The organism is Devosia indica, assembly GCF_003056405.1.
GTDB lineage: Bacteria > Pseudomonadota > Alphaproteobacteria > Rhizobiales > Devosiaceae > Devosia > Devosia indica.
In genome coordinates this window covers 43,938-69,975 of the sequence record NZ_PYVZ01000017.1, presented here as the reverse complement: position 1 = coordinate 69,975, position 26,038 = coordinate 43,938, and the positions used below count along the sequence as shown (strand labels likewise).

32 protein-coding genes are annotated in these 26,038 nt (G+C 62.1%); 14 read left to right on the top strand and 18 right to left on the bottom strand.

Going from position 1 to position 26,038, the window contains the following annotated elements:
* Window positions 1-49 precede the first annotated feature (49 nt).
* The 5 genes from DDE76_RS15655 to DDE76_RS15635 all read right to left on the bottom strand — a co-directional run bounded on the left by DDE76_RS15655 (window position 50) and on the right by DDE76_RS15635 (window position 4,163).
* The gene (locus DDE76_RS15655; RefSeq protein WP_104893937.1) at window positions 50-1,573 is read right to left on the bottom strand and encodes a flagellin N-terminal helical domain-containing protein; all 1,524 of its coding nucleotides are present in this window, start codon (window positions 1,571-1,573) and stop codon (window positions 50-52) included.
* A 213-nt stretch (window positions 1,574-1,786) separates the two neighbouring features.
* On the bottom strand, window positions 1,787-2,137 hold the full coding sequence (locus DDE76_RS15650) for a hypothetical protein (protein ID WP_104893938.1): 351 nt from the start codon (window positions 2,135-2,137) through the stop codon (window positions 1,787-1,789).
* 99 nt (window positions 2,138-2,236) lie between these two features.
* Window positions 2,237-2,704 carry a flagellar protein FlgN gene (locus DDE76_RS15645; RefSeq protein WP_104893939.1) on the bottom strand — a complete coding sequence of 156 codons (468 nt, stop codon included), beginning with the start codon at window positions 2,702-2,704 and terminating at the stop codon, window positions 2,237-2,239.
* A complete protein-coding gene (locus DDE76_RS15640; RefSeq protein ID WP_104893940.1) occupies window positions 2,701-3,045 on the bottom strand; it encodes a rod-binding protein in 345 nt (114 codons plus the stop codon). Before DDE76_RS15640 ends, DDE76_RS15645 begins: the two co-directional genes overlap by 4 nt.
* Window positions 3,045-4,163 (bottom strand): flagellar basal body P-ring protein FlgI, encoded by a 1,119-nt coding sequence (locus DDE76_RS15635; protein ID WP_104893941.1) that lies wholly within the window; start codon window positions 4,161-4,163, stop codon window positions 3,045-3,047. The genes DDE76_RS15640 and DDE76_RS15635 overlap by 1 nt, the downstream gene beginning before the upstream one ends.
* 238 nt (window positions 4,164-4,401) lie before the next feature.
* Between DDE76_RS15635 and DDE76_RS15630 the strand changes: the two genes are divergently transcribed.
* Together DDE76_RS15630 and dksA are read left to right on the top strand one after the other, a co-directional pair.
* Window positions 4,402-4,821, top strand: a complete 420-nt coding sequence (locus DDE76_RS15630) for a flagellar assembly protein FliX (RefSeq protein WP_157955854.1) — start codon at window positions 4,402-4,404, stop codon at window positions 4,819-4,821.
* A 166-nt stretch (window positions 4,822-4,987) separates the two neighbouring features.
* Window positions 4,988-5,404, top strand: coding sequence for an RNA polymerase-binding protein DksA (gene dksA / locus DDE76_RS15625; RefSeq protein ID WP_086469818.1), 417 nt, complete (start codon window positions 4,988-4,990; stop codon window positions 5,402-5,404).
* A gap of 63 nt (window positions 5,405-5,467) precedes the next feature.
* Here dksA and DDE76_RS15620 read toward each other — a convergent pair whose 3' ends face one another.
* The 4 genes from DDE76_RS15620 to DDE76_RS15605 form a co-directional block, all read right to left on the bottom strand.
* Entirely contained in the window at window positions 5,468-5,890 is a 423-nt protein-coding gene (locus tag DDE76_RS15620) for a YciI family protein (RefSeq protein ID WP_104893943.1), read from the bottom strand.
* Between the two features lie 164 nt (window positions 5,891-6,054).
* Window positions 6,055-6,468 (bottom strand): curlin, encoded by a 414-nt coding sequence (locus DDE76_RS15615; protein WP_104893944.1) that lies wholly within the window; start codon window positions 6,466-6,468, stop codon window positions 6,055-6,057.
* Window positions 6,469-6,651: 183 nt separating this feature from the next.
* On the bottom strand, window positions 6,652-7,032 hold the full coding sequence (csgH, locus tag DDE76_RS15610; RefSeq protein ID WP_104893945.1) for a curli-like amyloid fiber formation chaperone CsgH: 381 nt from the start codon (window positions 7,030-7,032) through the stop codon (window positions 6,652-6,654).
* Between the two features lie 59 nt (window positions 7,033-7,091).
* Window positions 7,092-7,526 carry a curlin gene (locus DDE76_RS15605; protein WP_104893946.1) on the bottom strand — a complete coding sequence of 145 codons (435 nt, stop codon included), beginning with the start codon at window positions 7,524-7,526 and terminating at the stop codon, window positions 7,092-7,094.
* A gap of 363 nt (window positions 7,527-7,889) precedes the next feature.
* On the opposite strand from DDE76_RS15605, the gene DDE76_RS15600 reads away from it, so the two are divergent.
* Window positions 7,890-8,201: a DUF4168 domain-containing protein gene (locus DDE76_RS15600; RefSeq protein ID WP_157955853.1), complete on the top strand. Its 312-nt coding sequence runs from the start codon at window positions 7,890-7,892 to the stop codon at window positions 8,199-8,201.
* 47 nt (window positions 8,202-8,248) lie between these two features.
* Here the strand turns inward: DDE76_RS15600 and DDE76_RS15595 are convergent, their stop codons facing one another.
* From DDE76_RS15595 to flgF, 6 genes are all read right to left on the bottom strand, one after another.
* Window positions 8,249-9,742, bottom strand: a complete 1,494-nt coding sequence (locus DDE76_RS15595) for a carboxypeptidase M32 (RefSeq protein ID WP_104893948.1) — start codon at window positions 9,740-9,742, stop codon at window positions 8,249-8,251.
* 52 nt (window positions 9,743-9,794) lie between these two features.
* A complete protein-coding gene (locus DDE76_RS19790; protein WP_198650933.1) occupies window positions 9,795-9,965 on the bottom strand; it encodes a glycine zipper domain-containing protein in 171 nt (56 codons plus the stop codon).
* Window positions 9,966-10,193: 228 nt separating this feature from the next.
* Window positions 10,194-10,940, bottom strand: coding sequence for a flagellar basal body L-ring protein FlgH (flgH, locus tag DDE76_RS15585; RefSeq protein ID WP_104893950.1), 747 nt, complete (start codon window positions 10,938-10,940; stop codon window positions 10,194-10,196).
* Window positions 10,941-10,956: 16 nt separating this feature from the next.
* Window positions 10,957-11,904 carry a flagellar basal body P-ring formation chaperone FlgA gene (gene flgA / locus DDE76_RS15580; RefSeq protein WP_104893951.1) on the bottom strand — a complete coding sequence of 316 codons (948 nt, stop codon included), beginning with the start codon at window positions 11,902-11,904 and terminating at the stop codon, window positions 10,957-10,959.
* Between the two features lie 11 nt (window positions 11,905-11,915).
* Window positions 11,916-12,701 carry a flagellar basal-body rod protein FlgG gene (gene flgG, locus DDE76_RS15575; RefSeq protein ID WP_104893952.1) on the bottom strand — a complete coding sequence of 262 codons (786 nt, stop codon included), beginning with the start codon at window positions 12,699-12,701 and terminating at the stop codon, window positions 11,916-11,918.
* 18 nt (window positions 12,702-12,719) lie between these two features.
* Window positions 12,720-13,457, bottom strand: a complete 738-nt coding sequence (flgF, locus tag DDE76_RS15570) for a flagellar basal-body rod protein FlgF (RefSeq protein ID WP_104894991.1) — start codon at window positions 13,455-13,457, stop codon at window positions 12,720-12,722.
* Window positions 13,458-13,743: 286 nt separating this feature from the next.
* Between flgF and DDE76_RS15565 the strand changes: the two genes are divergently transcribed.
* The 5 genes from DDE76_RS15565 (at window position 13,744) to DDE76_RS15545 (ending at window position 20,393) form a co-directional block, all read left to right on the top strand.
* On the top strand, window positions 13,744-14,241 hold the full coding sequence (locus DDE76_RS15565; RefSeq protein WP_104893953.1) for a flagellar basal body-associated FliL family protein: 498 nt from the start codon (window positions 13,744-13,746) through the stop codon (window positions 14,239-14,241).
* Complete coding sequence (gene fliM / locus DDE76_RS15560; protein ID WP_104893954.1) at window positions 14,241-15,431, top strand: flagellar motor switch protein FliM; 1,191 nt, start codon at window positions 14,241-14,243, stop codon at window positions 15,429-15,431. The genes DDE76_RS15565 and fliM overlap by 1 nt, the downstream gene beginning before the upstream one ends.
* Window positions 15,428-15,859 (top strand): DUF6468 domain-containing protein, encoded by a 432-nt coding sequence (locus tag DDE76_RS15555; protein WP_104893955.1) that lies wholly within the window; start codon window positions 15,428-15,430, stop codon window positions 15,857-15,859. The genes fliM and DDE76_RS15555 overlap by 4 nt, the downstream gene beginning before the upstream one ends.
* Complete coding sequence (locus DDE76_RS15550) at window positions 15,856-16,863, top strand: MotE family protein (RefSeq protein WP_104893956.1); 1,008 nt, start codon at window positions 15,856-15,858, stop codon at window positions 16,861-16,863. The genes DDE76_RS15555 and DDE76_RS15550 overlap by 4 nt, the downstream gene beginning before the upstream one ends.
* Window positions 16,864-17,084: 221 nt before the next feature.
* Window positions 17,085-20,393 (top strand): hypothetical protein, encoded by a 3,309-nt coding sequence (locus tag DDE76_RS15545; protein ID WP_157955852.1) that lies wholly within the window; start codon window positions 17,085-17,087, stop codon window positions 20,391-20,393.
* Here the strand turns inward: DDE76_RS15545 and DDE76_RS15540 are convergent.
* Genes DDE76_RS15540 through DDE76_RS15530 form a run of 3 tightly spaced genes read right to left on the bottom strand, consistent with a single transcriptional unit; the run spans window position 20,390 to window position 22,234 of the window.
* A complete protein-coding gene (locus DDE76_RS15540; protein ID WP_245891981.1) occupies window positions 20,390-20,812 on the bottom strand; it encodes a hypothetical protein in 423 nt (140 codons plus the stop codon). The two genes, DDE76_RS15545 and DDE76_RS15540, sit on opposite strands and share 4 nt — an antisense overlap.
* A gap of 38 nt (window positions 20,813-20,850) precedes the next feature.
* Window positions 20,851-21,636: a flagellar type III secretion system pore protein FliP gene (gene fliP, locus DDE76_RS15535; protein ID WP_104893959.1), complete on the bottom strand. Its 786-nt coding sequence runs from the start codon at window positions 21,634-21,636 to the stop codon at window positions 20,851-20,853.
* Window positions 21,605-22,234, bottom strand: a complete 630-nt coding sequence (locus tag DDE76_RS15530) for a FliO/MopB family protein (RefSeq protein WP_104893960.1) — start codon at window positions 22,232-22,234, stop codon at window positions 21,605-21,607. The genes fliP and DDE76_RS15530 overlap by 32 nt, the downstream gene beginning before the upstream one ends.
* 223 nt (window positions 22,235-22,457) lie before the next feature.
* On the opposite strand from DDE76_RS15530, the gene flgB reads away from it, so the two are divergent.
* The 6 genes from flgB (at window position 22,458) to flhB (ending at window position 25,960) form a co-directional block, all read left to right on the top strand.
* Window positions 22,458-22,862 carry a flagellar basal body rod protein FlgB gene (gene flgB, locus DDE76_RS15525; protein WP_104893961.1) on the top strand — a complete coding sequence of 135 codons (405 nt, stop codon included), beginning with the start codon at window positions 22,458-22,460 and terminating at the stop codon, window positions 22,860-22,862.
* 76 nt (window positions 22,863-22,938) lie between these two features.
* Complete coding sequence (flgC, locus tag DDE76_RS15520) at window positions 22,939-23,349, top strand: flagellar basal body rod protein FlgC (protein ID WP_104893962.1); 411 nt, start codon at window positions 22,939-22,941, stop codon at window positions 23,347-23,349.
* A 21-nt stretch (window positions 23,350-23,370) separates the two neighbouring features.
* Window positions 23,371-23,706: a flagellar hook-basal body complex protein FliE gene (gene fliE / locus DDE76_RS15515; protein WP_104893963.1), complete on the top strand. Its 336-nt coding sequence runs from the start codon at window positions 23,371-23,373 to the stop codon at window positions 23,704-23,706.
* Window positions 23,707-23,830: 124 nt separating this feature from the next.
* Complete coding sequence (fliQ, locus tag DDE76_RS15510; protein ID WP_104893964.1) at window positions 23,831-24,097, top strand: flagellar biosynthesis protein FliQ; 267 nt, start codon at window positions 23,831-23,833, stop codon at window positions 24,095-24,097.
* Window positions 24,098-24,100: 3 nt separating this feature from the next.
* Window positions 24,101-24,868, top strand: coding sequence for a flagellar biosynthetic protein FliR (fliR, locus tag DDE76_RS15505; RefSeq protein WP_245891979.1), 768 nt, complete (start codon window positions 24,101-24,103; stop codon window positions 24,866-24,868).
* Window positions 24,869-24,871: 3 nt separating this feature from the next.
* Complete coding sequence (gene flhB / locus DDE76_RS15500) at window positions 24,872-25,960, top strand: flagellar biosynthesis protein FlhB (RefSeq protein WP_104893965.1); 1,089 nt, start codon at window positions 24,872-24,874, stop codon at window positions 25,958-25,960.
* Window positions 25,961-26,038 lie beyond the last annotated feature (78 nt).

The following is a 26,038-nucleotide window of genomic DNA, read 5'->3' as shown; positions in this document are numbered from 1 at the left end:
GGCGGGTCTTGCGACCCGCCCTTCGTGTTTTGTGCTGTAGCTGAACCGATTAACGGATGAGCTGCAGGATCGACTGATCGGCCTGGCTCGCCAGCGAGAGCGAATTCTGCGACAGGGACTGACGGGTCTGCAGAGCCAGCAGGTTCGCAGCTTCCGTGTTCATGTCGGCCAGGGTCAGGTTGCCGGCACCGTCTTCGAGGGTGTTGATCATCGAGTCGGTGAAGGTCTGGCGGTTCTGGACGATCGAGAGGTTCGAACCGAAGGTCGAAGCCTGCGAGCGGACATCGTTGAGGGCCGACTTCAGCTTGGCCAGTTCGGCGTCGATGTTGTCGTCGCTGTCCAGATCGGCTTCTTCGAGCGTGGTCGACACGCCCAGATTTGCCGAGTTGATGGTCTCGCCACCTTCGGTCTGGATATCGATCGAGGACGTACCAGTTTCGTTGAAGGTGATGGCCAGCTTGTCGCCGCGCAGCAGGTTGATACCGTTGAACGAAGCGTCATCGGCGAGCTTGTCGAGCTGGTCGCGCAGTTCGTTGAACTGATCGGCCAGGCCGGCGCGGACGGAGTTGCCGAGGATCGAGCCGGCACCGGTCGTGGTGCCATCGACAGCACCCAGAGCGGTCACGCCATCAACGTCGAGTTTCTGGGTGGACTGGTTCTCGATGCGCAGCTTGCCGTTGTCGTTCGACGCACGAATCTTGCCTGTGAGATCAGCGTTGACGTTGATCTCGCTGACGAGTTCGTCGACGGTCTTGATGTCGCCGCCATCGGCTGCGCCAGCGGTGCCGTTGATGGCAGCGGTGAGCCCCGTATTGGCCAAGGTCAGGCCGGTCGAGCTCGTGTCCGCGTCGGTCAGAACACCGATCGTGGTGTTCACGTCGGAGGTCGTGCCAGTAGAGTTCGAGGTGATGGTCAGGTTGTTGCCTGCGAACGAGACGGTCGCGCCGGTGATCTGATTCTGGATCAGCTCGGCATATTCTTCGGCATTCTCGATCTGGGCATCGCCGTCGCCGGCCGCGGCAATCGTGGTGGCGTTAATGGTAACGGTCTGCGCCGAACCGCCATCCACAGTAACGTCGAAGGTGATGCTGTCACCGGCATCCGCTTCGAAGGCAGCGCCGCCAAAGGTGATGCCGGCCGTACCCGCTGTTGCCTTGGTCAGGTTGATGTCAACAGCAGTGGTGCCGACGGCGCCGCCGGAGAACGAGATCTGGTCGCCAGTGCCCAGGCCAGTGGTCGGGACGGTGTAGGATGCGGTCTGGAAGGACTTGTCCTGACGGGCCTGACGCAGCGTCGACTGCATCGATTCCAGGGTCTTGGTCATGGCCGAAAGGCCATTGTCAGCGGCTTCAAGGGTCTTGACGCCGTTGGCCATGGAGTCCAGCAGCGAACCGAGATCGGAAGCGCGGTTGGTGAGGCCCTTGGCGGTGAACCAGCTGGAGGGATTGTCCAGAGCCGAGTTGACCTTGTTACCGGTCGCAAGACGGTTCTGGGTGGAGGCCATCATGTCGGCAGTGCCCTTGAGGGACAGCAGGTTCGAGCGGACGGCTTTCGAGAGAGAAATATCGGCCATTTTGGCAGGGTCCTTTTCTAGGATTACGCATACTAAGACGCCTCTCCTGAGGCAGGCCGATCCTCATCCGCCAGGCTATAAAGAAGCGTTAAGCGGATGCCGAAACTTTGGGCAAATACTTGTCGGGAATTTATCGATCAGAACGTAGAAAAGCCCCGGAAACCGGGGCCTTTCGCGTCTGGTCACGTCGGGAGGAAATAGGGAAATGTTAACTTAGGCGAGCAGATCCCGGAGCCGTGCCTGGAACTCCTGCGGGATCTCCGCAGTGCCGATGCGCCGGATCAGCTCTTCCATGGATTGCGGGGTCGGGGGCAGGGCTCCAGCAATGACGGCGGCGGCGAAATCGGCGGTGCGATTGCGCTCCGGTTCTGCCGGACGCTCCTGCTTCTGCTCGGGACGCTCGAAGGGCAGCTTGCCGTCCTTGTCGCCCGGCCTGGCGCTGGTGGGTGATTTCTGCGTGCTGTCTTGCAGCATTGTGCGCTCGCCCATGGCCGGGCGATAACGGTATTCGCTTAGATTTGCGGAGCCCGGAGAAACGGGCTCGACGGTGAGGCTCGCAACCATAACCTTGTCCCCCGAATGCACCTATTCGCGGAAACACTAAGTTCCGGCCCTTATCCTCACGTAACCATGGCGTTGCGCATTTTATTCAAATGCCACCGGTCAAAGGGCGCGATTGACCGCGATGCCCTTGGCCGATGCATTGGGGTCGGTGGCGACCGTGCCGGCAGTCCCGTAGGTCCTGGCGCGGTTCTGCTGGCCGACCATGCGCGCCACGTCGGTGAGGACGTCTTCCGTGACCGTCTTGGCCGTGGCCAGGACACGCAGGTTTTCTGCCATCTGGGTGGCCAGGCTTTCATGGCCGGCACGGAGCCGCTCCATGGCTTTGGGGGCTTCGGCATTGAGGCGCGCGGCCTGGCGCTGGATGGAGCGGGCAAAGCCGACATAATCCTGCGCCAGGCGTGTCTTGTCCGGCGTCAATTGCCCGGCCTGACGCAGGTGACCGGCGCGCAGCAAGGTGGTTTCCTGGTTCATGACATCGACCAGGGCAGCAAGAGCCTGTTCGGCATGATTGCACAGCTCTTCTGCCGGCAGGGCGTCAAGGGCGGCAAGGCGGGCGGCTGCGGTCATTTTCCGTACACTCCGGCACTGGGAACATTATTGTTGTAGCTATTGGCAGCGCGGCTGGCATTGGCTGCTTCCTGCGCGGCGATCATCTGGCTCATCAGATCATCGGCAATGCCGACGCCGCCGCTGCTGGCAATGGAATTGGCAAGCTGCTCGGCCTGCATGGAGCGCCAGGTTTCCTCGCCAAAGCCGCCGCCGCCGAAATTCTCGTCGCTTTTGACTGTGGCGAACATTTCCTTGGTCAGCATGTTGAGAAAGACGCCTTCGAGTTCCTCGGCCTGGGCGCGCATGCGCTGCATCTGGACCGGGGTGATGGTGGAGCCGGCTTCACGGATCGTGTTCATCACAGCACCTCGATTTCGGCCTGCAGGGCGCCAGTGGCCTTGATGGCCTGGAGAATGGCGATGAGATCGCGCGGGGAGATGCCCAGCGCGTTGAGCCCGTCGACAAGCTGCTGCAGGGTTACCGATTCATTGACCACCTGCAGGGCGGTATCGGACTGGTTGACGTTGAGATTGGTGTTGGGCTCGACCGCCGTTTCCCCAAGCGTCAGCGGATTGGGCTGCACCACTTCGGGATTTTCCGCGATCGTGACGGTGAGGTTCGACTGGGCCACGGCGACGCTCGACACGCGCACATCCTTGCCCATGACGATGATGCCGGAATTTTCGTCGATGACGATCTTGGCGGTCTGGTCCGTCTGGACAATCAACTGCTCGATATCGGTGAGCAGGTCGACAATATTGCCGTTGAAATTGCGGGGCAGGGTGAGGCGTACCGTGGCCGGATCTTCCGGCACGGCGGTGGGCGCGCCGATGAAGTCGTTGACCGCCAGGGCGATGCGGCGGGCCGTGGTCAGGTCGGGATTGCGCAGGGCCAGCCGCAGCGTGTGCTGGGAGCCCAGGTGAAAGTCGATTTCGCGTTCGATCAGGGCGCCGGAGGAAATCCGGCCAGTTGTGGGAACGCCGGAGATGACGCTGGCCGCGTCGCCCTGAGCACTGAAGCCGTTGATCAGCACCGGGCCCTGGGCGATGGCATAGACTTCACCATCGGCACCGAGCAGCGGCGTCACCAGCAGCGTGCCGCCCTGCAGGCTGTCGGCATCGCCCAGGGCGGCGACCGACACATCCATGCGCGACCCTTGCGTGGAGAAAGGCGGCAGGTTGGCCGTGACCATGACGGCGGCAACATTTGCCGTGCGGACGTTTTCACCCTGGGTGTTGACGCCCAGCCGTTCGAGCATGGATTGCAGCGACTGCTTGGTGAAAGGTGAATTATTGAGGCTGTCGCCGGTGCCGTTGAGGCCGACCACAAGGCCATAGCCCACGAGCTGGTTCTCGCGAACCCCCTCCATATCCACAATGTCCTTGATGCGGGCAGGCGCCGCCTGCACGGACGTCATGGGCGACAGGATGAGCGCAAGGCTCAGCGTGGCGGCGGCTATGGTTCGGATCAGGCGCATGGTCAAATTCCCCGAGTGATGCCGCCCCATCCCCATGGCGCGACCTTCACTGGGGTAAATGCCAGAACCGTGCCAGATTGTTGGTTGTTCTCTAAAGCATTGATTTTGAAGGGTATTGCGGTAGACGTGGCTGGGGTTTATGCTGCGACCGAGCAATTCTTGCCGGGTGCGTTAAGGGTCTGTTAACCCGAGTGGGCAGAATTTGCCGGCATTCGACACGCCAAGTGAGTCAGGCCTTTTGCGCATCGACGCAACCAATCGCAGTGGCAATGTTGCCGGCCGGTCATCGACGGGCAAGGCGGGTAATGGTCCTGCCTTTGTGCCTGCCGGAGAGCAAGGGCCGCAGCGGGTCAATGCGACCGCACCGTCTACCCCGACCACCGGGATCGATGCGATTCTGGCCCTGCAGGCCAATGGCGATTTTTCCGAAAGCCGCCGCAAAGCCGTCAGGAAGGGCACCAGGCTGCTCGACCTGCTGGAGGATATGAAGGCGGACCTGCTGATCGGGAGGGTGGCGCCGGAGCGCCTCGACACCATGGTCACGCAATTGCGCACGCTGCGCGAACGGGTGGAACCGGAACTGGATGCAGTTCTCGACGATATCGAATTGCGGGTTCTGGTGGAGCTGGCCAAGCTGGGGCGATATCCCCAGATTTGATCGGGTCACGATTTGACTATCCGTCATCAAGTTGTAGCCGATTTCGCGCTATGCGCCTGACGCGCCGCAGTTTCTTGCGTTAACGAGTGGTAACTTGTGTGCTTGCGGGTGAACGGCGAGGCGCATATATAGGCCGCCAAGGGCGCATTGGAGGTTGAGTCTGCTGATGTCTTCGGTTGAACTTACGGATTATCGGCCCAGCGAGGACGAGCCGTTTATGAACCCGCGCCAGCGGGAATATTTCAGGAACAAGCTGCACGCCTGGAAGGACGAGATCTTGCGCGAAAGTCGCCTGACTCTCGAAAACCTCCAGGAAGAGAGCCAGAACCATCCGGACATGGCCGATCGCGCCAGTTCGGAAAGTGATCGCTCGCTGGAATTGCGGACCCGCGATCGCCAGCGCAAGCTGATTTCCAAGATCGATGCCGCGCTCAAGCGCATTGACGACGGGACCTACGGCTATTGCGAGGAAACCGGCGATCCGATTGGCCTGGCGCGGCTTGATGCCCGCCCGACCGCGACGCTGAGCCTGGAAGCCCAGGAACTGCACGAGCGCCGCGAAAAGGTCTATCGCGACGAGTAGTCCAAGAGATGAACTGAAAAAGCCCGCAGCAATGCGGGCTTTGTCCATCATGGCTTTTGTCATTCAGCTCCCGGGTGTGCGTTCCGCATTGCGATCGTGGATGGCCTGAACTTCAGGCGTCATTTCGCTGGCAAAGTCGGACATTTCGAACACCGGGCGGATGTCGATATCGCTTTCGGTGAACATGGGGTTGGGGCAGCGCTTGACCCATTCAACCGCCTCGTCCATGTCACGCACTTCCCAGATCCAGTAGCCGGCGACAATTTCCTTGGTTTCGGCAAACGGCCCGTCGATGACCGAGCGGTCCGAGCCGGAAAAATGCACGCGCTTGGCATATTTGGTGGCCTTGAGCCCATCACCGCCCAGCATGATGCCGGCATTGATCAGTTCCTCATTGTACTTGCCCATGGCCTCGAGCAATTCGGTCGTGGGCATGACGCTGTTTTCACTGTCCGCAGTGGCTTTGACGAAAACGACTACACGCATTTTTCTCTCCTGTTTTTGCTGCAGGCCGCAAAGCCTGTCTGAAAGGCCGACGAGCGGCAGCGGAAGGCTTCGACAAACTTTCTCGCAGATTGTTCGACAAGGACAGGAAAAAGCAAAAAAGCGGGGCCCGAAGACCCCGCCTTGGGTGATGGATTGCCTCTGGATCAAAAGCCGATGACGGTGGTGATCCCGCTCTGATTGTCCCCGTTCTGCAGGCATTGCGCGTTGGTGGCTTCGCCAAACTGGAACAGGCCGCAGCTATTGTTGTTGCCGTTCTGGTTGATGGTGCCGTTATGGCCATCGCCTTCCTGCCAGATCAGGCCGTGATTGCCCGAGCCGTTCTGATTGAAGCCGGCTGAATTGCCCGAGCCGTTCTGGTAGCCATTGGCGCCGCTGGCCGAGAGCCCCTGCATCAGCGAGAACATCTGCAGCCCCACGCCCAGGGCCTGGGCCTGATCGGGGTCGGATGGGGCAAAGCCGATGGCGATCTGGCCGCCGGCCATGGCGGGCGCTGCCGACAGGCCGAGCATGGCGGCGGTGAGGGTGGCGGCGATGGTGCGGGTGAAGCGGGTGGTCATCTGTGTTCTCCAATAACTGTGTTTGCGTTCCCTTGCTGCTGGTCTTCCCAGCGCTTGAGATCACCCTAGTCCCGCGGTCCTGAACCGGTTTGGAGCGGGCCGTTCAGACAGCGTTCAGCCAATGGGTCCGGGCAAAAAAACGCCCCGCCGAAGCGGGGCAGTGGGGAAGGAAGGGGGCTGCTTTCAGGTATGGGTGAGCAGTGGCGCGGAGCAATCGAGCCGCTTGCCGTCGGCAGAGATGGTGAAGTCGACATCAATCGATGCCCTGGCATTGACCATCACCTTGCCGAGCGAGACCGAGGTGCCGGGCGCTACGGAGAATTGCCCGCCCTGGCTGATATTGCTGGAGCCGCCGGCGCCCTGGCTTTTGAGTGCGAAACGATATTCTCCGCTGAGCGCCGTGGGGCTTTCGACAATGCCTTCAATGGCCAGCAGACCGCGTTCGGTCTGGGTGGAGATGCCGCAATTGAGGTCGGCGTCATTGCTGGTGGCGTGCGCGGCAGCGCCGGCCAGGGCCAGGGAGCCAAAGGCCAGAAGGCCGATGCGAAGCGTGGAGTGAACCATATTGTCCTCCTCTCAAGGATGGGGTGGGACCGGCTTTGGCCGGTCCCGGCGCGTTCGGGTTACGGGCAGACCTGAACGAAGGCGCTGACATTGTTCGAGCCGTGCTGGACCATATTGGCATTGCAGCCATTGCCCACCTGCACGCCGGCGGCGGTGTTGCCATTGCCGTCCTGGGTCAGGATCGCGTTGTGATCGTCGCCGAACTGGGCGACGCCGCCCTGGTTGTTCCAGCCGTCCTGCCAGACATCGCCATAGTTGTTGTTGCCGTCCTGGCCGATGGCGGAGGTGTTGTTGCCACCGTTCTGATTGGAAATACCGGTGTTCCAGTTGCCGTCCTGATATGCGCCAAAGGTGTTGTTCCAGCCGGACTGGCCACCGCCGACGGCGTTGCCGAAGCCGTATTGTTCAATGAACAGGCTGTTGGCCATGGCGGGGGCAGCAGCACCGGCGATGACAGTGGCGGCCAGGGTGGTGATGAGAAGCTTGCGGATCATTGGTCGTCTCCTTGGGTTTTGGCTGCGGTCCCTCCGACCGCGTCGTTGATGGAGACTGTTCTAGGGGAGTGATTTGGAACGCTCACTGAAGCAGGGGTTCATGTGGCGTTCAGGCAGTGGCGGCCTGATCGGGCTAGATATGCGCCGGAAATAAAAGCGGATCACATTTTCGTCGCTTCGGTCTTCTAGAGAGTATTTTCGTCGTCATAGGGCGGCTGCACGGGCCATGTCCCAAGCAGAAATTCACACGAGCACTCAGGATAAATTATGATCCCGAAAAATACTATTCGCGCTATTCTTGTTTCTTCGGCTCTTTCGATTGGATTGATTTCGTCAGGTAGCGTTTTGGCACAAGATGCAATGATGCAGGACGCGCCCTCTACTGCCCTTACTTCGGCTGATTTCGATGGCGCGGAACTCGATTCGTTTGTTGAGGCCTATGTCGAGGTGAACATGATCGGCCAGGCCTTTGCGCCGCAGATGCAGTCGGCCGCCACGCCCGAAGAGCAGATGCAGGTGCAGACCGAGGCCAGTGAGCAGATGATGGGCGCGATCGAGAATGTGGAGGGTATCAATCTCGAGCGCTACAACGAAATCATGGCCGTGGCGCAGAACGACACCGACCTGGCGACACGCATCAACACACGGCTCGAGGCAGCCGCGACGGCTCAGTAGTCAGTTTTTCGGCCGTCCCGGGTGAACGGGGCGGCCGACTCCTGTTCCTAGCCGTAGCGCTTCTTTAGGTGGGCCTTGAAGTAGTCGGCATTGAGCGGCTCGCCCGTGGCGCGGGTGATCAGCTCGGGCGTCGAGTAGCGCGAGGCCTCGGTCCAGACCTTGTCGGCGCGCCATTGATTGATTGCACCGAACTCGCCCTTGCGGATCTGCTCGCGCATGTCGGGCAAGTCCTTTTCCATTGCGGCGGACAATTGCGCGGCGATCATGGCGCCAAGCGTGTAGCTGGGAAAATAGCCGAATGCGCCGCCGGGCCAGTGCACATCCTGCATTGGGCCGTCCTTGGGATCGTTGATGGTCGAAATACCAAGATATTCGATCATCTTGGTGTCCCAGGCCTCGGGAATCTGGCTGGCCTCGAGCTTGCCCGAGACGAGGTCCTGTTCCAGTTCGTAGCGCAGGATGACATGGAGCGGGTAGGTCACCTCGTCGGCGTCGACGCGGATATAGCCGCGCTCGACGAAATTGACCTCATTGAGCACATAGGCCACCTCCCAGCCGGGAATCGCTGTGTCGCCCAGATACTGATGTACCAGGGGCAGCATGAACTCCCAGAATTCGGGGCTGCGGGCGAGTTGCATTTCCACGAACAGGCTCTGGCTTTCATGCATGCCCATGCCGCGCGCCTTGCCCAGCGGCCAATGCGACCAATCCTTGGGCAGGCCCTGCTCGTAAAGGGCGTGGCCGGTTTCGTGCAACACGCCCATCAGCGAGGAGAGGAATTCGTCGGTGCGATAGCGCGTGGTCATGCGTACATCGGTCGGCACGCCGCCGCAGAAGGGGTGGTGCGACACAGCCAGTGAACCATGGGTGAAATCGAAACCGACCGCGCGCATGGCCGCCAGGCCGAGCTCGCGCTGCTTTTCGATCGGGTAGGGCGCATTGAGTGGCTTGCGCGGATGCTGGCTGAGGCGCTGCTCCTGAACCGAGAGGGCGTGGGGTACGAAGTCCTTGAGGCAAGTCTTGAGATCGGCAAAGACACCATCGATCTCAGCGGTACGATTGCCCGGATCGTATTGGTCCATCAGAGCGTCATAGGGGGCCAGGCCGGTCGCGGCCGAGCGCAGCGCAGCTTCCTCGCGCACCAGCGCAATCACCCCTTCGAGGGCAGGCAGGAAGCTGTCCCAATCGCCCTTGGCCCGCAGGTCCCGCCAGAGCTGTTCGGAGCGCATGGTTGCAGCGGTGCGCCGCTCGACAAATTCGGTCGGCAGGCACGTCGCATTGACATAGGACCGTTCGAACTCTCCCAGTGCGGCCTGCTGCATATCTGAGAGGTCTTCGTTCCTGGCGGCGTCGATCCAGTCGGCGATCTGGGGGGCGGTGGCCTGGGCGTGATACATGCCGGCGAGATTGGCCATGGCTTCGGCCCGCTTCTCGCCGCCACCGACCGCCATGTGGGTGGCTTCATCGGCACCCAGAATGGACAGGGCGTGTTCGAGCGACTCGAGCTTGCGACCGAGTTCATCGAGTTTTTGGAAGGACATGGCTGGCTCCGGAGGTGGGATGGCAGATGTGTTCCACAGGAGCCCCGGCGGATCAAGGCTTGCCGTCGGGCGGATCCTTGTCTGAGCGTGCGGCATTGGCCGCCCCGCCCAGTCCGGCCCCGATGGCGACGCCAATCGCAATCCCCATGGCGATATTGTCCATCGCAACGCCTATGCCTGCGCCAATAGCGATTCCGACGGCAATTCCTGTTGCAAAGCTCATTGCAAACCTCCTTGTTCCGGATCCAACCCGAATGTCCGCCATCGGGTTGCCAAAAAAGGAAGAGGCGCAGCCGGGGAAGCTGCGCCTCTTGGGGATGGGCTCTGTGCCTGGGGAAGCAGGAGCCTTCAGGAAAAGGCCCGGCGCCTTCTGCGCCTGGGGCCGTGCCATTCCATTCTGGACTGGCTGGGGAAACGGCGGCGCGATGGGGATTGCGCCGCCGAAACTTTCTTAGAAGGGCAGGATCGCGTCCATGGCCTGCTGGCCATAGCGAGGCTGCTGCACGTCGGTGATCTGGCCGCGGCCGCCGTAGGAGATGCGGGCTTCGGCGATCTTGGTCGAGGGAATGGTATTGTTGGCCTGGATATCGGAGGGACGCACAATGCCGGCCACGATCAGGTCACGGACCTCGAAATTCACGCGCACTTCCTGACGCCCTTCGATCACCAGATTGCCATTGGGCAGGACCTGGGTGACGACAGCGGCGACCGAGGTTTCCAGCGCTTCGCTGCGATTGACCGAGCCGGCGCCAGCATCGTTGATGCCCGAGGTGAAATCGATAGCGGCCTGCGGGTCGACATTGAGCTCGGCCGCGTCGGTGGCGTTGGAGAACACTGCGCCGAACAGCCCGCCCATGCCGGCGCTGTTGGTGGAATTGCGCGAGCGCTGGGTGTTGTTGTTGATCTGGGCGGTGTCGTCGATGGTAACGACCACGGTCAGGATGTCACCCACCCGGTGGGCGCGTTCGTCCTTGAAGAAACCCTTGGCCGAGGTGCGGTAGAGCGAGTTGGCCTGATAGGTATCGGCAATCGGCTCTGGCATGGGCATGCGCACCGGCTGGTAGCCTGCCGTTGTGGTCGGGTCGGCAATGGCGGTCAACACGGGGGCCTGGCCGACGCTGGCGAGGCGATCCATGGTGTTGCAGGCGCCTAGGGCTGCGGTCAGGGTCAGGATGGTGGCGATCTTGGCGATGTTCATTTTCATCTGTCCCGAATTAGAGGCCGGCAAGAGTGACGGGGCTGGTGGAAACTTCCACGGCACCCGGAGCGATGGCCGTGGCGCTGATGACCCGCTTGGAGATCAGGTTCAGCACTTGCAGGGGCGCACCCTCGGCAGCGCCGGTGATGGCCTGGCCCTTCACGGTCAGGGTCATCAGGCCCTTGCGATAGTAGATGGTCACCAGATCATTCTTGGCGATTGAGAGCGGCGTGCTGACATCGCTGACGCGCAGCAGCATGCCGTCCCGGCTCTGGCGGTTGAGCGCCATGCCCACGAGCTGGTCGAGCGAGGCAATACCCTGTGCGTCGGCCTGCTGGATCGGCAATGGCCGCATGATGATGTGGTCGGGGCGCAGCACCGTGCCGGCGGGCAGGCCAGCGGCAAGATGGGGGGCCTCGATGCTGATTTCGATGGAGCCGTTGAGGTCCAGCGGCTGGGCCTGGCCGGCCAGCGAGAACCGGGCGGAGAAGGTGCCATTGCCGGGCAGGTAGCGCAGGTTTTCGAGCTGGGCGGGGGTGTCGCTGGCCGCCACGGTAATGGTTTCGGGCGGGTTGGCGAACAGCATATTGGCCGTCATGCCATCGCCCAGAATGCCGCGATGGCGCAAATCCTGGGTGATGAGGTCGGCCAGAAGGGTCTGGTCGACGATCGAAGCGGCGCGGGAGACCCGAACCTGGGAGAGACCGTTGATGTCGAACCGGGTCAGGCCGATCCGGGCGGTCGCGGAGCGGACGGCGGCAAGGTCGACATTGCCGGTGGTGCCCGGAAGGGGCGAGCGGAACAGGGGCTGTTCGGCCAGCACGCCGGCATCGTCGAACATGTCGCCGACAGTGACCACCGGGGCGCTGACGGTGATTTCGGCCCGCAGGACCGGCGCGGCTGAAGCAATGCCGGAAGACAAAATCATGGCCAGGGTCAGGCTGATGGCGCGGAGCGATTTCATGGTCAATCTCCCTAGCTAAGCTGGCTGGTGGCCTGCATCATCTGGTCGGCGCCAGAGATGACACGGGCGTTCATTTCATAGGCGCGCTGGGCGGCGATCAGGTCGGCGATTTCGGTGACCGAATTGACATTGGCCATTTCCAGATAGTTCTGCAGCAGGTCGCCGGTGCCGTCGGTGTTGGGCACATTGACCTGGGCCGGGCCGCTGGCGGCGGTTTCGAGGAACAGATTGTCGCCCATCGATTCCAGGCCCGTCTTGTTGACGAAGCGAGCAAGCTGCAACTGGCCGAGCTGGGTCGGCGCGGTATCGGTGCCGATATAGGCCTCGACCGTGCCGTCGGGCGAAATCGCCACGCCACGTGCATTGCCTGGAATGGTGATGCCGGGGTCGAGCGGGTGGCCGCTGGACGTCACCAGCGTACCTTCGGGATTGCGCTCGAAGGAGCCATCGCGGGTATAGCCCGTGCGGCCATCGGGCAGTTGCACCATGAAGAAGCCTTCGCCGCGAATGGCGACGTCGAGTTCGCCTTCGGTGAGGTTGACCGAACCCTGGCTCATCACCCGCGGGGTTGAGATGGTTCGCACACCCGAGCCGATTTCGAGGCCCGCCGGGACCATAGTGCCCTGGTCCGAGGTCTGTGAGCCGGCGCGGGTGATCTGCTGGTAGAGCAGGTCCTGGAACTCTGCGCGCTGCCGCTTGTAGCCGGTGGTGCGCATGTTCGCGATATTGTTGGAGATGACTTCGACATTGCGTTCCTGGGCGCCCATGCCGGTCGATGCGATATAAAGTGCTTTCATGGCGATTGCTCCTCAGGTTCAGGCGTTGGTGTCGCCCAGGCGCTGGATGGCGTTTCGGCGCATCTCGTCCTGTTTCTGGGCGAGGGACGCGACGGATTCATAGGCGCGCTGCACACGGATCATTTCGGCCATCTCGGCGACGCCCGAGACGTTTGAGCGCTCGATATGACCCTGCATGACGCGGGTACTGGTGTTGAGCTCGGGGGTGCCACCGGAGAACAGGTTGGAGCCTTCACGCACCAGCTCCTGGGCATTGGCGAACTCGACGATGCGCAACTGGCCCTTGGCGCCGGCGCTGGACGAAATCGTGCCGTCGGCAGCGATGGTGATGCCGGTTTCCTCGGGGCCGAACTGGATCGGGCCGCCATTGCCGAGCACCGGATTGCCGGTCTGGTCGACCAGCGTGCCCTGATTGTTCAGACCGAATGCGCCGGCGCGGGTCCAGCGTTCGCCGCCCGCAGTTTCGACGGCAAAGAAACCTTCGCCGTTGAGCGCGACGTCGAAGTCATTTCCGGTCTGGACGATGGCGCCGCCGGTCAGGTCATGGACGGTGGCCCAGTCCTGCACATAGGAGAGGGGCTGGTCGAGCGAGGGGAAGTCATTGTGCCGGGCCGTGGGCATGACATATTCCTCGAACAGGATCTGTTCTGCCTTGAAGCCGGTGGTGTTGAGGTTGGCGATGTTGTTTGCCACCACATCCATCTGGCGCCGCAGTGCGATCTGCCGGCTGAGGCCGATGAGTTGCGCGTTCTCGATCATGGCATTCCCCGATTTGGTCCCCGAGACGGCCCGCTTCCCCAAGCTGGTCGCCTCGGCATTTACTTTGCAGAAACCATGCCAGAGCAGCAATTTTAATAAAATCAATGACTTAGTTTGTCGGGGTGGTTTACTCCCGGTAGGCTGCATTGTTGCATTGGGCAAAAGCTGCCCGGCAAAAACTGCCGGTTCGGGTGAGTTTGTAACCTTTCGTTAACCAACTGGGCCTTAGCTGGTCGGCAAGCCGGAATCGTCCGGAGATGCAGGCGTTTGACAGGGCCACTTTATGACCGCGGAAGCCGAAGCCGGTACGGAAGCGCCCGCAAAGAAGGGCATTCCCAAGCTCTTCATCATCATTGGGGCCGCACTTGTGGTGCTGCTGCTCGCGGGTGGCGGCCTGTTCTTCTTCCTGTCCTCGTCGGGCAGCTCTGAAGAGGGCGCGGGCGATCATGGCGCCGCCGCGACCGCCGAGGTGCACGACACCTTCATCTTCAACCTGCAGCCGATGATGGTGAACCTGTCCTCGGAAGAAGGCAGCCAGGGCTTCATGAAGCTCTCCATCGCGCTTGAAGTGGCCGATGAGGAGATGATGACCGAGATCCAGCCACGGCTGGCCAAGGTGATCGACGCCTTCCAGGTCTATCTGCGCGAACTGCGCAAGAGCGACCTCGAGGGCTCCGCCGGCATTTACCGGCTCAAGGAAGAACTGCTGCGCCGGGTCAATCTGGCGATCTATCCCGCCCATGTGGAGAGCGTGCTCTTCAAGGAAATCCTGGTGCAGTAATGGCCGGACCCAGTGATCAGGACAAGCTGGCAGACGATTGGGGGCTCGAGGATATCGGGTCGGCCGATACGCCTGCAGCACCGGTCGACGAAAGTGAAATGAGCGAGGAAGAGCGCGCCGCCGCGGCCGCTGCCGAATGGGCTGCCATGCTCGAAGGCGGCGATGGCGATGGCGAGGGCGGGGCGGATCGTGTTCTCAACCAGGACGAGATCGACAGCTTGCTCGGCTTTGACTCAAGCGCCGGCAGCAATGTCGAGCTGACTGGCGTTCAGGCTCTGATCAACTCGGCGCTGGTGTCCTACGAACGCCTGCCGATGCTGGAGATCGTCTTCGACCGGCTGGTGCGGCTGGCGACGACGTCGCTGCGCAATTTCACCTCCGACAATGTCGAGGTGACCATGGATTCCATTTCGTCGGTGCGCTTTGGCGACTATCTCAATTCCATACCGCTGCCGGCCATTCTCTCGGTTATCAAGGCCGAGGAATGGGAGAATTATGGCCTGCTGACGGTCGATTCCAACCTGATCTATTCGATGATCGACGTGCTGCTCGGCGGGCGCCGCATTGGCGGCAATATCCGCGTCGAGGGGCGGCCTTACACCACCATCGAAATGGCTCTGGCGCGCAAGATGATCGAGATCATTCTCGAGGACACGCATCGCGCCTTCGAGCCGGTGACCCCGATCAATTTCAAGCTTGAGCGGATGGAGACCAATCCGCGTTTTGCGGCCATTTCGCGGCCGGGCAATGCGGCCATTCTGATCGAATTGCGTATCGAGATGGATGAGCGCGGCGGCAAGATCGAGATTCTCCTGCCCTATGCGACCATCGAGCCGATCCGTGAACAGCTCCTGCAGATGTTCATGGGTGAAAAGTTCGGCCGCGACCCGATCTGGGAGGGGCATCTGGCCACCGAGATCTACCAGGCCGATGTCGAGATCGAGGCGGTGCTGCACGAGCAGCAACTGCCGCTCTCGCGCCTGCTCAATCTCAAGCCGGGCCAGACGCTGATGTTTGAACGCGGTCCCAGCGACCCGGTGCGGCTGCGCTGCGGCGATGTCGAGCTGACCGAAGCCATTATGGGCCATATTGGCAAGAATGTTTCCGTGCGGGTCACCAGCCCGCTCAACCCGCCCAAGGTCACCATGGAGGCCTTTGAGGCAATCGACGATACGATGGAAGGACGATGATGTTGGGGCTGCCGCTTGGACTGTTTGTGGAAGGCGCCGTGGCAATTCTGCTGGCCCTGACCATTGGATATTGCGTTCTGCTCAACCAGCGCCTGAAGCGCCTGCATCAGGACAAGGACGCCATGGCCAAGATGGTGGCCGATCTGGTCAGCGCGACCAATCTGGCCAATCAGGCGATCAAGGAGCTCAAGGGCACCGCTGTCGAGGCGGACCTGACGCTGAGCGCGCGCATGGAAGAGGCCGAGCGCTTTGGCGTTGAACTGGCCAATCACGTGACGGCTGGAACCGTGCTGATGGAGCGTATCGCCAAGATCACCAGTGTGGCGCGCCATAGCCAGGCCATTGAGCCGGTGGAAGCGCCCAACAAGGTGCAGACGGCACTGCAGCAATTGTCCGAGCGCGTGCGCAGCCGTGGGGCCGCCGCGTGACCAATATCCGCCTGCTCCCCGTTGTTATCCTGGCCGTCTCGGCCCTGCTGGTCCTCAAGACCGTGGGGCTGGTGACCAATGGCGGCTATGTGCTGACCGGTGTGGGCACGGCGCAGGCTGCCGGCGGTGGCGGTGGTGACCAAGGTGGTGGCGCAGCTACATCTGGCGAAACCGTTACTCTGGCCAGCGAGCCGACTATAGAGGATGGCAGTCCCACTCTAACCGATGCTGCTCCCACATTAGGCGAGGCGGGCGGCGATGACGGGCACGGCGCGCCGGCCTCCGGGCATGGCGAGGACACGGACGAGCACGGCAGCGAAGATGCCGAAGCCGATGCGCATGGCGAGGCTGCTGCCGATGAGGGCGCGGTCAGCAATGTGATTGCCGCTGAAAATGCCTGCGATCCGCGTCCGGTAGCCGAGGTTGGGGAGGCGGACACCAGCGAAGGCGAGTTGCTGGTCATTCCCGGCGACTGCCCGCCGCTCGCCGATGCCTTGCCGCAGGTGCTGACACCCAATGGCGTGGTGCCGCTGGGCGGCGGCGAGACGTCGGTGACCGAGCAGGCCCTGCTGGAGCGTCTGTCGACACGCCGCACAGAGCTGGAAAGCTACGAACAGGAACTGGCCATGCGCGCGTCGCTGGTCGAGGCCGCCGAAAAGCGCATCGAAGAGCGCCAGCAGACCCTGCAATCGATTGAGGACGAGATTGCCTCGCTGGTCGAGCAGCGCAAGGAAATGGAAGAGGGGCAGTTTGCCGGCATCGTGGCCATGTATGAGACCATGAAGCCCAAGGATGCCGCCAATATCTTCAATGCCCTGGACATTGAAGTGCTGCTGCGCGTGGCCAAGATGATGAGCCCGCGCAAGATGGCCCCGATCCTGGCCGAGATGGACACGATGCGGGCCCAGGAGCTGACGGTGCGCATGGCCTCGGCCGGCACGGATCCGCTGGACCAGATGGCGCCGGAGGCGCTGGCGGATCTGCCCCAGATCGTCGGACAATAGGCAATTGCCAGCTTTCCCCTTAGGGGCACGTTAAGCACCGGTCGCTAGGGTTGATGCGAAGAGGTGGCTTGCCGTCCAGAAGGCGGCGCCCTTCTGAGTGTTGTAACCCTCGCGTTTCCTGAGGATTTTGGGCCTGTCTGCCCGTCCCTGTATTCGCGACTTGTATGCGTCGGGCGGGCAGAAAGCCGGTGAAGACCGCAATCAGTTCAGGTTGGCGAGCTGTGTCTCGCGCTATCGCGGCGGCAACCCTGGCCTGCGCCATGATGGCGATTACGCCTGCGCTGGCACAGGAACAGGGGCAGCTCTTTGCCACCGAGGAAGAGGGCTATGCCCGGCTGATCCTCAGCTTTCCCTCCCGCGACACCCTGCCGGAATATGAGTTCCGCATCGACAATGGCGTGCTTTCGGTGGAATTTGCCGAGCCGGTCGATATCCTGCTGCCCGATGTCGCCACGACCATGCCGAACTACCTCTCGATCGCGCGGATCGATCCGGACCGGCGCGGGCTGCGCATCGGGCTCAAGAGCAGCTTCAATTTCAATCGTATCGAAGCGGGCGAGAAGCTATTTGTTGACCTGATGCCGCCCGATTGGCAGGGCATGCCGCCCGCCCTGCCGCAGGATATTATCGACGAGCTGGCCGAGCGGGCGCGCCTTGCCGCAATTCAGGCCGAACGTGATCGCAAGGCACGCCTTGCCGCCGAGCTTGATCCGCAGGTGGATGTCCGGATTGGGCGCAATGCCACCTTCATGCGCCTGCAATTCGACTGGACTGTGCCAACCGAAGGCTCCTTCACCAAGAAGGGTGAAGTGGGCGCCGCCACTTTCGAATGGCCGGTCGAGATGGACCTGACGGGCCTGATCGCCAGCCTGCCCGAAGAGATCGTTTCGATGCAGTCGGGCTATTCCGCCGATGGCGCCGCTGCCAGCTTCATCTTTGCCGAGGGCGTCGAGCCGCGCTTCTACGCCATTTCCCCGTCGCAATATGTGCTCGACATCGATATTGCGGGTCAGACGCTGCCGGCGCTGACCCCGGCCGATCTGGAAGCCGAGGCCGCGCAAGTGGCCGCCGCGCAGGAGGCCGAAGCACATCAGGAGCCGACGATTTCGGCCCTGCAGGCGGATAGCCCGGAGACCATTACTCCCTTCATCAATGTGCTGGGCAATACGGTTCGCGTGGTCTTCCCTTTCGAGCAGGATACGCCGGCCGCCGTGTTCCGTCGCGGCGACACGGTCTGGATGATCTTCGACACGGTCAGCGGTATCGAGGCACCCGGCGGGTCGATGGACCTGGATGCCGTCGCCAGTGACTTCACTGTGGTTTCTTCGGGCGACACGCAGGTGGTGCGGCTGGACCTGACCCAGGATCGTCTGGCGACCCTGGGTTCGGAAGGCATGGCTTGGGTGCTCTCGCTTGGCGACATGATGCTGAGCCCTACCGAACCGATGAGCCTGTCGCGGCGCCGCGACATCGAAGGCTCGTTCGAAATGGTTGCGGACATGGCCCGGCCCGGCCGGCAGCATGAATTCCGCGATCCGCTGGTCGGCGATGTGCTCAAGGTGGTCACAGCCTTCCCGCCAGCCCGCGGACTGACCCGGTCGCTGGACTATGTGGATTTCACCGCGCTACGCAGCGTGCACGGCCTGGTGGTCAAACCCAAATCGACCAATCTGGAAGTCGATGTCGAGAGCCAGGTGGCGGTCATTTCATCGACCAGCGGGTTGACCGTTTCGGCCATCGACAGCCTTCGCAATTCCGGTTCGGAGGCGCAGGAGGCGGCGCGGGCCGGCTATCTGGACCTGCGGGCGCTGGAAGAGCGCGACCCGGTTGCGCTTGCGGACAAGCGGGATGAGATGGAGCGCGCTGCCGCCACCAATGAAGGACGCGAACGCGATATTGCACGGCTCGACTATGCCCAGTTCCTGGTCGCTAACCGGCTGGCGTTCGAGGCCCTGGGCGTGTTGCGGGTTCTCGAGAGTGATCTGCGGGCCGAAGACCTGACCCGCAAGATCCGGACGACGACGGCCATTGCCGATGTGCTGGCGGGGCGTCCGCGCGATGCCTTGCAGACGCTGAACGCGCCTTCGCTCGACCAGGATGTGGATTCGCTGTTCTGGCGGACCATTGCGCGCGCGGAAAGCCACGACTATCGCGGTGCCCGCTTCGATGCGCTCGAAGCTCGGTCCGTTGCCGACAGCTATCCGGAATGGGCCCGCAATCGCTTCCGCCTCGCGGCTGCGCGCGCGGCCGTGGAGGCGGAAGACCCGACGCTGGCGCGGCGCATGCTGGACGATGTGGATTTTGCCAGCCTCAGCATTGAAGACGCGTCGTTGCATCATCTGCTGTCCGGGCGCATCGATGAGGCCGAGGGCCGCAATCAGGAAGCGCTGGACACGTATGGGCAGGTGATTGCTGCCGAAATTCGTCCCACGCGCGCCGAAGCGGTCTATCGGACGCTGCTGCTGCTCGATCAGGAAGGGCGGCTTGACCTTGCCAAGGGCACCCAGACGCTGGCGGCCGAAACGCTGCTCTGGCGTGGCGATGCGCTGGAGGCCGATATGCAGACCCTCTTGGCCAAGCTCTATTTCCGCAATGGGGAATACCGGCCCGGCTTCGAAACCGTGAAAGCGGCCGTGGCCAATTACCCCGAGAGCCCGGCGGTCAATGGTCTGCGCGATCAGGCGCAGGCAATGTTTGCCGATTTGTTCCTCAATGGGGTCGCCGATTCCATCGGTCCGGTCGAGGCGCTGGCGATCTATTACGATTTCCGCCACCTGACCCCGCCTGGTGCACGTGGCGACGAGATGATCCGCAATCTGGCCCGCCGGCTGGTGCGCGTGGACCTGCTCACCCAGGCCGCAGACCTGCTGCAATACCAGCTCGACAATCGCCTGCGGGGCGTGGCGCGCACGCAGATCGCCGCAGATCTTGCGGTGATTTACCTCGCTGATCGCAAGCCGCAGGACGCGTTGCGCGTGCTCAATGAGACGCAATTGCCGGGCCTGCCGGAGTCGCTGCAGCGCCAGCGGCGCCTACTCGAGGCGCGCGCCATGATCGACGGCGGTCGCGACCAGCTCGCGCTTGACCTGATCAGCAATATGGATGGCAAGGATGTCGAGCTGATGCGCATTGATGCGCATTGGACTGCGCGCCGCTACAGCCAGGCCGGTGAGATGATCGAGGTCATCTATGGCAATGAGCCCGAAGGGCGGCCGTTGGATCGCTCGGGGCGCATGGGGCTGATCAAGGCGGCGGTCGGCTATGTGCTGGCGGGGGACAAGTTCGGCCTGTCCCGGTTGCGGGCCAAGTTCGGCGAGCGCATGGTGGCTTCGCCTGAATGGCCGATGTTCGATTTCGTGACCGGACCGATCCAGGCCACCAGCCTTGAGTTCAAGCAGGTCGCTGCTGAGGTCGCTGCCCTCGACAGCCTCACGGCATTCCTCTCGTCCTATCGCGAGACCTATTCGGGCGAGGGCGCCCTGACGCCGGTCAATGCCAGCCAGCCCGATGCAGGCCTGGCCTCGCTCTAGGCCATGGCGTGCACTTTCGCCGCCCGTTCTGCATGTGCGAATCGCCCTATGAAGGCCTTGGCGCGGGCGATTGTGTCTCCCAGATGTTGATCCGGCCCCAGCATCTTGCGTGAATTGAGCGCATGGGCGCCGAGTATGGGGAAGTCGACGATTTCGATGTCGCAGTCCCAGCCTGGATAGTCAGTTGCCCAGCTCCGACAATGATGCGCCAGCAGGCGCTCGCGCAGGCTGTAGCCATGATAGTCGAAAGCAATCAGGCCATCGGTGATGTACATGTGGCCGCCCGGCACATCGTCTTTGGGAATGATCCGTTCGGCGTGAAATCCGGCCAGGGGGCACTCGGCAAGATAGACCCCGGCCAGGATGTGGCAGGCGCCGTGGCCGAAAAAGATGCGATCGGGCAGGGCCCAGCGCCGCACTATGTCCCGCTTTATGCCGGGTTTGAGCCGGTACATCGCTAACTGGTAAAACTTCGGACCAGCGACCCGGCCACCAGATACCAGCCGTCGACCAGCACGAAGAAGATCAGCTTGAAGGGCAGCGAGATCACCACCGGAGGCAGCATCATCATGCCCATGCTCATCAGCACCGAGGCCACGACCATGTCGATGACCACGAAGGGCAGGAACAGCAGGAAGCCGATTTCGAACGCCCGGCGCAGCTCGGAGATCATGAAAGCCGGCACGAGAAGCTGCAGTGGAATGGCTTCCGGCTCATCGGGCAGCGCCGTTTCCGAAAGGTCGTAGAACAGCTCCAGATCGCGATCGCGCACATTGGCGCGCATGAATTCATGGATCGGCGCGACGCCGGCGTCGAAAGCCTCGGCGAATTCGATCTCGCCCGCCATCAATGGGGCGATGCCCTGTTCGTAGCTCTGTTGCAGGGTCGGCTGCATGATGAACAGGGTGAGGAATAGCGCCAAGGACACCATGACGGTGTTGGGCGGTGCGGTCTGCAGGCCGATGGCAGTGCGCAGCAGCGAGAGCACCACCACGATGCGGGTGAAGCTGGTCACCATCACCAGGATCGATGGGGCCAGCGAGAGCAGGGTAATCAGCCCGATGAGCTGAATGGCCCGCTCGGTCAGCGTGGTCTCGTCGCCGAAATCAATGGAGAGGGCCTGCGCGAAAGCGTCCTGGGACCAGAGCAGCAAGAGGCCAACGGCGGTCAGAAGCGGCAGCAGGAAGCGCCAGCGCGCCTTACGCGCCGGTTCAGTTCCGGTTGGCCTGCTCGCTATTGTCATGCTCAAGCGCTGTGCCTTCGCTCACCGTGTCGCCACCGACCTCTCTATCTGAGTCGGCAGGCGTCTCGCCCGGCGCATCCAGGTTTTCAACGGATAGCGTTGGGTCCTGCACGCTGACCGGCCGGAGCAGGCCGGTGTGGCGCAAGGAGCGGCCGGGGCGCTTGGCTGGTTCGGGGACCGGCGGGGCGGCGGGTTCCGGATCGGCGGGGGCTGGTTGAGCGGGGGCGGTTGCCGTCCGGGCACTTGCCGGCCGTCGGGCTGAAAGGGAGGGCAGGCCGCGCCGGGCCGGCTGGGCCGGGGCGGCTTCGGGCACGGCAATGCCGGTCTCCACCACGACGTCGTGCGGGCCACCGGTCAGGATCAGATGTTCGACATTGTCGCGCCGCACGATCACCAATTGCCGCTTCTGGTCGAGGGCGAGGGTGTCGACCACGGCCAGGCGCCGGTTGCGGCCGCGCGCGGCATTGCCCGAAACGTTGGAGATCAGCTTGAGGAACCAGACGGCCAGCACGATCAGCACCAGCACGATGCCAAGCGCCAGGATCATGGTCAGGATGGTGTTGCCGCTGCCGCCGAACAGTCCGGTAATGAATTGCAAGAGCCGCGCCTCCAGAGCATTTCAGGTCGGACAACGCACATAGCGCGATTCCGGGTGGGGCAATAGGTGTTGGTCGACATGGGCGGCACTTCCTGCCTAGTTCGCCCATCAATTTTGCAGAATGCACGTGGTTTCAGGCCAGCGAAAGGCCGGATTAACGCTTGATTAACCATTCACCCGGCAAGAATTGCCTAATTGAATTTGTTTCCGGGGAGCTTGGGCCATGGGCCTCATGGATATGCCAGTCTTTTCGGCGCTGACCGACAAGATGCGCTGGCACCAGACCCGTCAAGGCCTGTTGGCCGAGAATGTCGCCAATGCCGAAACGCCCGGCTATCGCGGGCGGGATCTCAAGCAATATGAATTCGCCGACCGGCAGGGGATGATGGTCTCTTCGGCTGTCGTCACCACCGTCACGCAGCCCATGCATTTTTCAGCCTCGTCGGGGGAGGGCGCCTTCAATGCACAGCGCATGGCCAATTTCGAGGTCACGCCAGAAGGCAACGGCGTCACGCTCGAAGACGAGATGATGAAGGTCACCACCAATATGATGGACTATCAGGCGGCGACCTCGCTCTACCAGAAATCCGTCCGCATCCTGCGCGTCGCGCTGGGCAAGAACGTCTAGAGCGTTTCCAGAAAAAGTGGGCACCAGTTTTTCGGTTCGGAAGCGCGACCAACAAGGAAGGCCTCAGGGGTAACGCATGGACTTCAATTCTTCGCTTCGCATCGCAGCGACCGGCCTGCACGCCCAGACGGCGCGGATGCGGGTCATTGCGGAAAACATCGCCAATGCCGACTCAGCCGGCAAGGCGCCGGGCGACGAGCCCTATCGCCGCCGCATCCCGACCTTTCAGGCCAGTTACGACGCCGAAGTCGGCGGACGTGTCGTGGAAATCGGGCGGCTGGCCTATGACATGAGCGATTTTTCCTCGCGCTACGAGCCCGGACACCCGGCCGCCGACGAGAGCGGCTTCGTGCAATATCCCAATGTGAACACGCTGGTGGAAACCGTGGACATGCGCCAGGCCCAGCGCAGCTATGAGGCCAATCTCAACGTGGTTACCGTCACCCGCCAGATGCTCGGGCGCACGCTCGACATCCTGCGCGGCTGATAAGCGAGAAAGACAGCACAAATGGCCGTCAGCAATACCCCATTCAATGCGGCAACCGCCGCCTATTCCAATGCCAGCCGGCTGATCAACCAGTCCGCCAAGCCGCAGGCCGACCTGACCGCGGCCGCGCCGGCTGCGGGCGGCAACTTTGCCGATCTGTTGGCCCAGAATGTCCAGGGCGTGGTCGACCAGGGCAAGGTGTCCGACCAGATGGCGCTCGACATGGTCAGCGGCAAGGCCAATGTCGTCGACATGGTGACCGCCCTGAGCGAAACCGAAATGGCCATCGAGAGCATGGTCACCCTGCGCGACAAGGTGATTTCGGCCTATGAGGAAATCATGAGGATGCCGATCTAGCCTTGGCATTCAGAGGGGCCGCATGGTCAACAATGCGGGATAAACCACCCCGAAACGGCCCACAGCCTTCGCCGGGGTGGCGGCCGGTGCTAGGCTGGAACCCGAATCGAGAAGGGTTGAAGCCATGAGCGGCGCAGAAGTGCTCGACATTGCCAGCCAGGGCATCTGGACCCTCATCATCGTCTCGATGCCGATGATGCTCGTCGGCCTGATCGTCGGCGTGGTGATTGCGCTGTTCCAGGCGCTGACGCAGATCCAGGAAATGACATTGGTCTTCGTCCCCAAGATCATCGCCATCTTCATTACCATGCTGATCACGCTGCCATTTCTGGGCGCCACCATGGCCGGCTATATGGACCGTGTGGTCGACATGATCATCGTGGGCGGGTAAGCGGTGACTATCAGTCTCGACTGGCTCCCGGCGACGGCGTTTACCTATATCATCCTGTTTGCGCGCATTGCCGCCATGCTGATGCTGATGCCGGCCTTGGGCGAGCAGACGATACCGGCGCGCATGCGGCTGAGCTTTGCGCTGGCTTTCACCCTGGTGCTGTTCCCCCTACTGGGCGAGGTAATCCCGGCCATTCCGCCCGACCTGGCGGGCATGGTGGGGCTGCTGTTCCATGAATTGGCCGTGGGTCTCATCATCGGGGCCATTGTGCGCATCACCGTCATGGCCACCCAGGTGGCCGGCACCATCGTCGCCTTCCAGGCCGGTCTGTCCGGCGCCCTGGCAGCCGATCCGACCCAGATGGGGCAGCAGGGTGCGGTGTTCTCGAGCTTCCTGTCCTTTCTGGGCATCACGCTGATCTTTGCCACCGACCTGCACCACATGGCGCTGGCGGCGATCTATGACAGCTATATGGTGTTCTCGCCCACCGATCCGCTGATGCCCGAGGACGCCATGCAACTGGCCGTCCGCACGGTCAGCGGCGCCTTCATGGTCGGGGTGCAAATGTCCGCGCCGTTTATTGTCTTCGGCCTGGTGTTCAACCTGGGCGCCGGCATTCTGGCGCGGCTGATGCCGCAATTGCAGGTCTATTTCATCCTGATGCCGGCCAATATCATTCTGGGCCTGCTGCTGTTTGCGATCCTGCTGGTGATGATGATGGGCTGGTACATTACCGCCTTCGAAAATCACCTGGCGATGTGGAGGGGCTAGCCCATGTCAAGCGAAGCCCCGGACCAAGACTCAAAAACAGAAGACCCCTCCCAGAAAAAGCTCGAGGATGCGCACAAGAAGGGTGATGTGGCCAAGAGCCAGGAGGTGACGACCTGGTTCATGTTGATGGGGTCGGGCATTGTCTTTGCCATGCTGTCCCCGTGGATCAGTAGCGAGCTGGGCCAGTCGCTGAGCCTGATTTTCATGAATGCCGACCAGTTCGACCTGGACGGTGCCGGCTTTGCCGATTTCTTCAACGGGCTGGCCCTGGCGATGATTGGCGTGGCGCTGATTCCGCTGGCTGTGCTGATGGTCTGCGGCATCCTGGCCAATCTGGTGCAGCATCGCCTGGTCTGGTCGCTCGACCCGATCAAACCCAAGCTTTCCAAGATCTCACCGATTGGCGGTGCCAAACGGCTGTTCTCGCCAGATGCGCTGGTCAATTTCGGCAAGGGCCTGGTCAAGATCATCCTCGTGGGGGTGATCGTGATTTTGGTCTGCTGGCCCGAGCGCGACCGGCTCGACACCATGGTGACTGCCGATCCGATCATGATCCTGCTCGATTTCCAGGAGATCGGGATCAAGATTTTCGCTGCGGTCCTGGCGGTTATCACCGCTATTGCGGTGGCCGACTACTTCTATGTCCGCCAGAAATGGTGGAAGCGGCAAATGATGACCGTCCAGGAGACACGTGAGGAATACAAGCAGATGGAGGGCGACCCGCATTTAAAGGGGCGCATCCGTCAATTGCGTCAGGATCGGGCCCGCAAGCGCATGATGTCGTCCGTGCCTGATGCCACTGTGGTCATCACCAACCCGACCCACTTTGCCGTGGCGCTCAAATACGACAAGGACATGGCCGCCCCCAAATGCGTGGCCAAGGGTGCGGATGCCGTGGCCTTGCGTATTCGCGAACTGGCCAAGGACAATGACGTGCCCATTGTCGAAAATCCGCCATTGGCGCGTGCTCTATTCGCCTCGGTGGATATCGACGAGACCATTCCGGCCGAGCATTTCAAGGCGGTGGCCGAGGTGATCGGCTTCGTGATGCGCCTCAAGAAGCCTGGCGGCGGCTGGCGGCCGAGTGCGTAAACCGCCGCAGAGGCCAGTCCCGAAGCCAAATCGGTGCGCGTCGATGCATGTCGGCATCAATGCGCCGCCATCCACGGC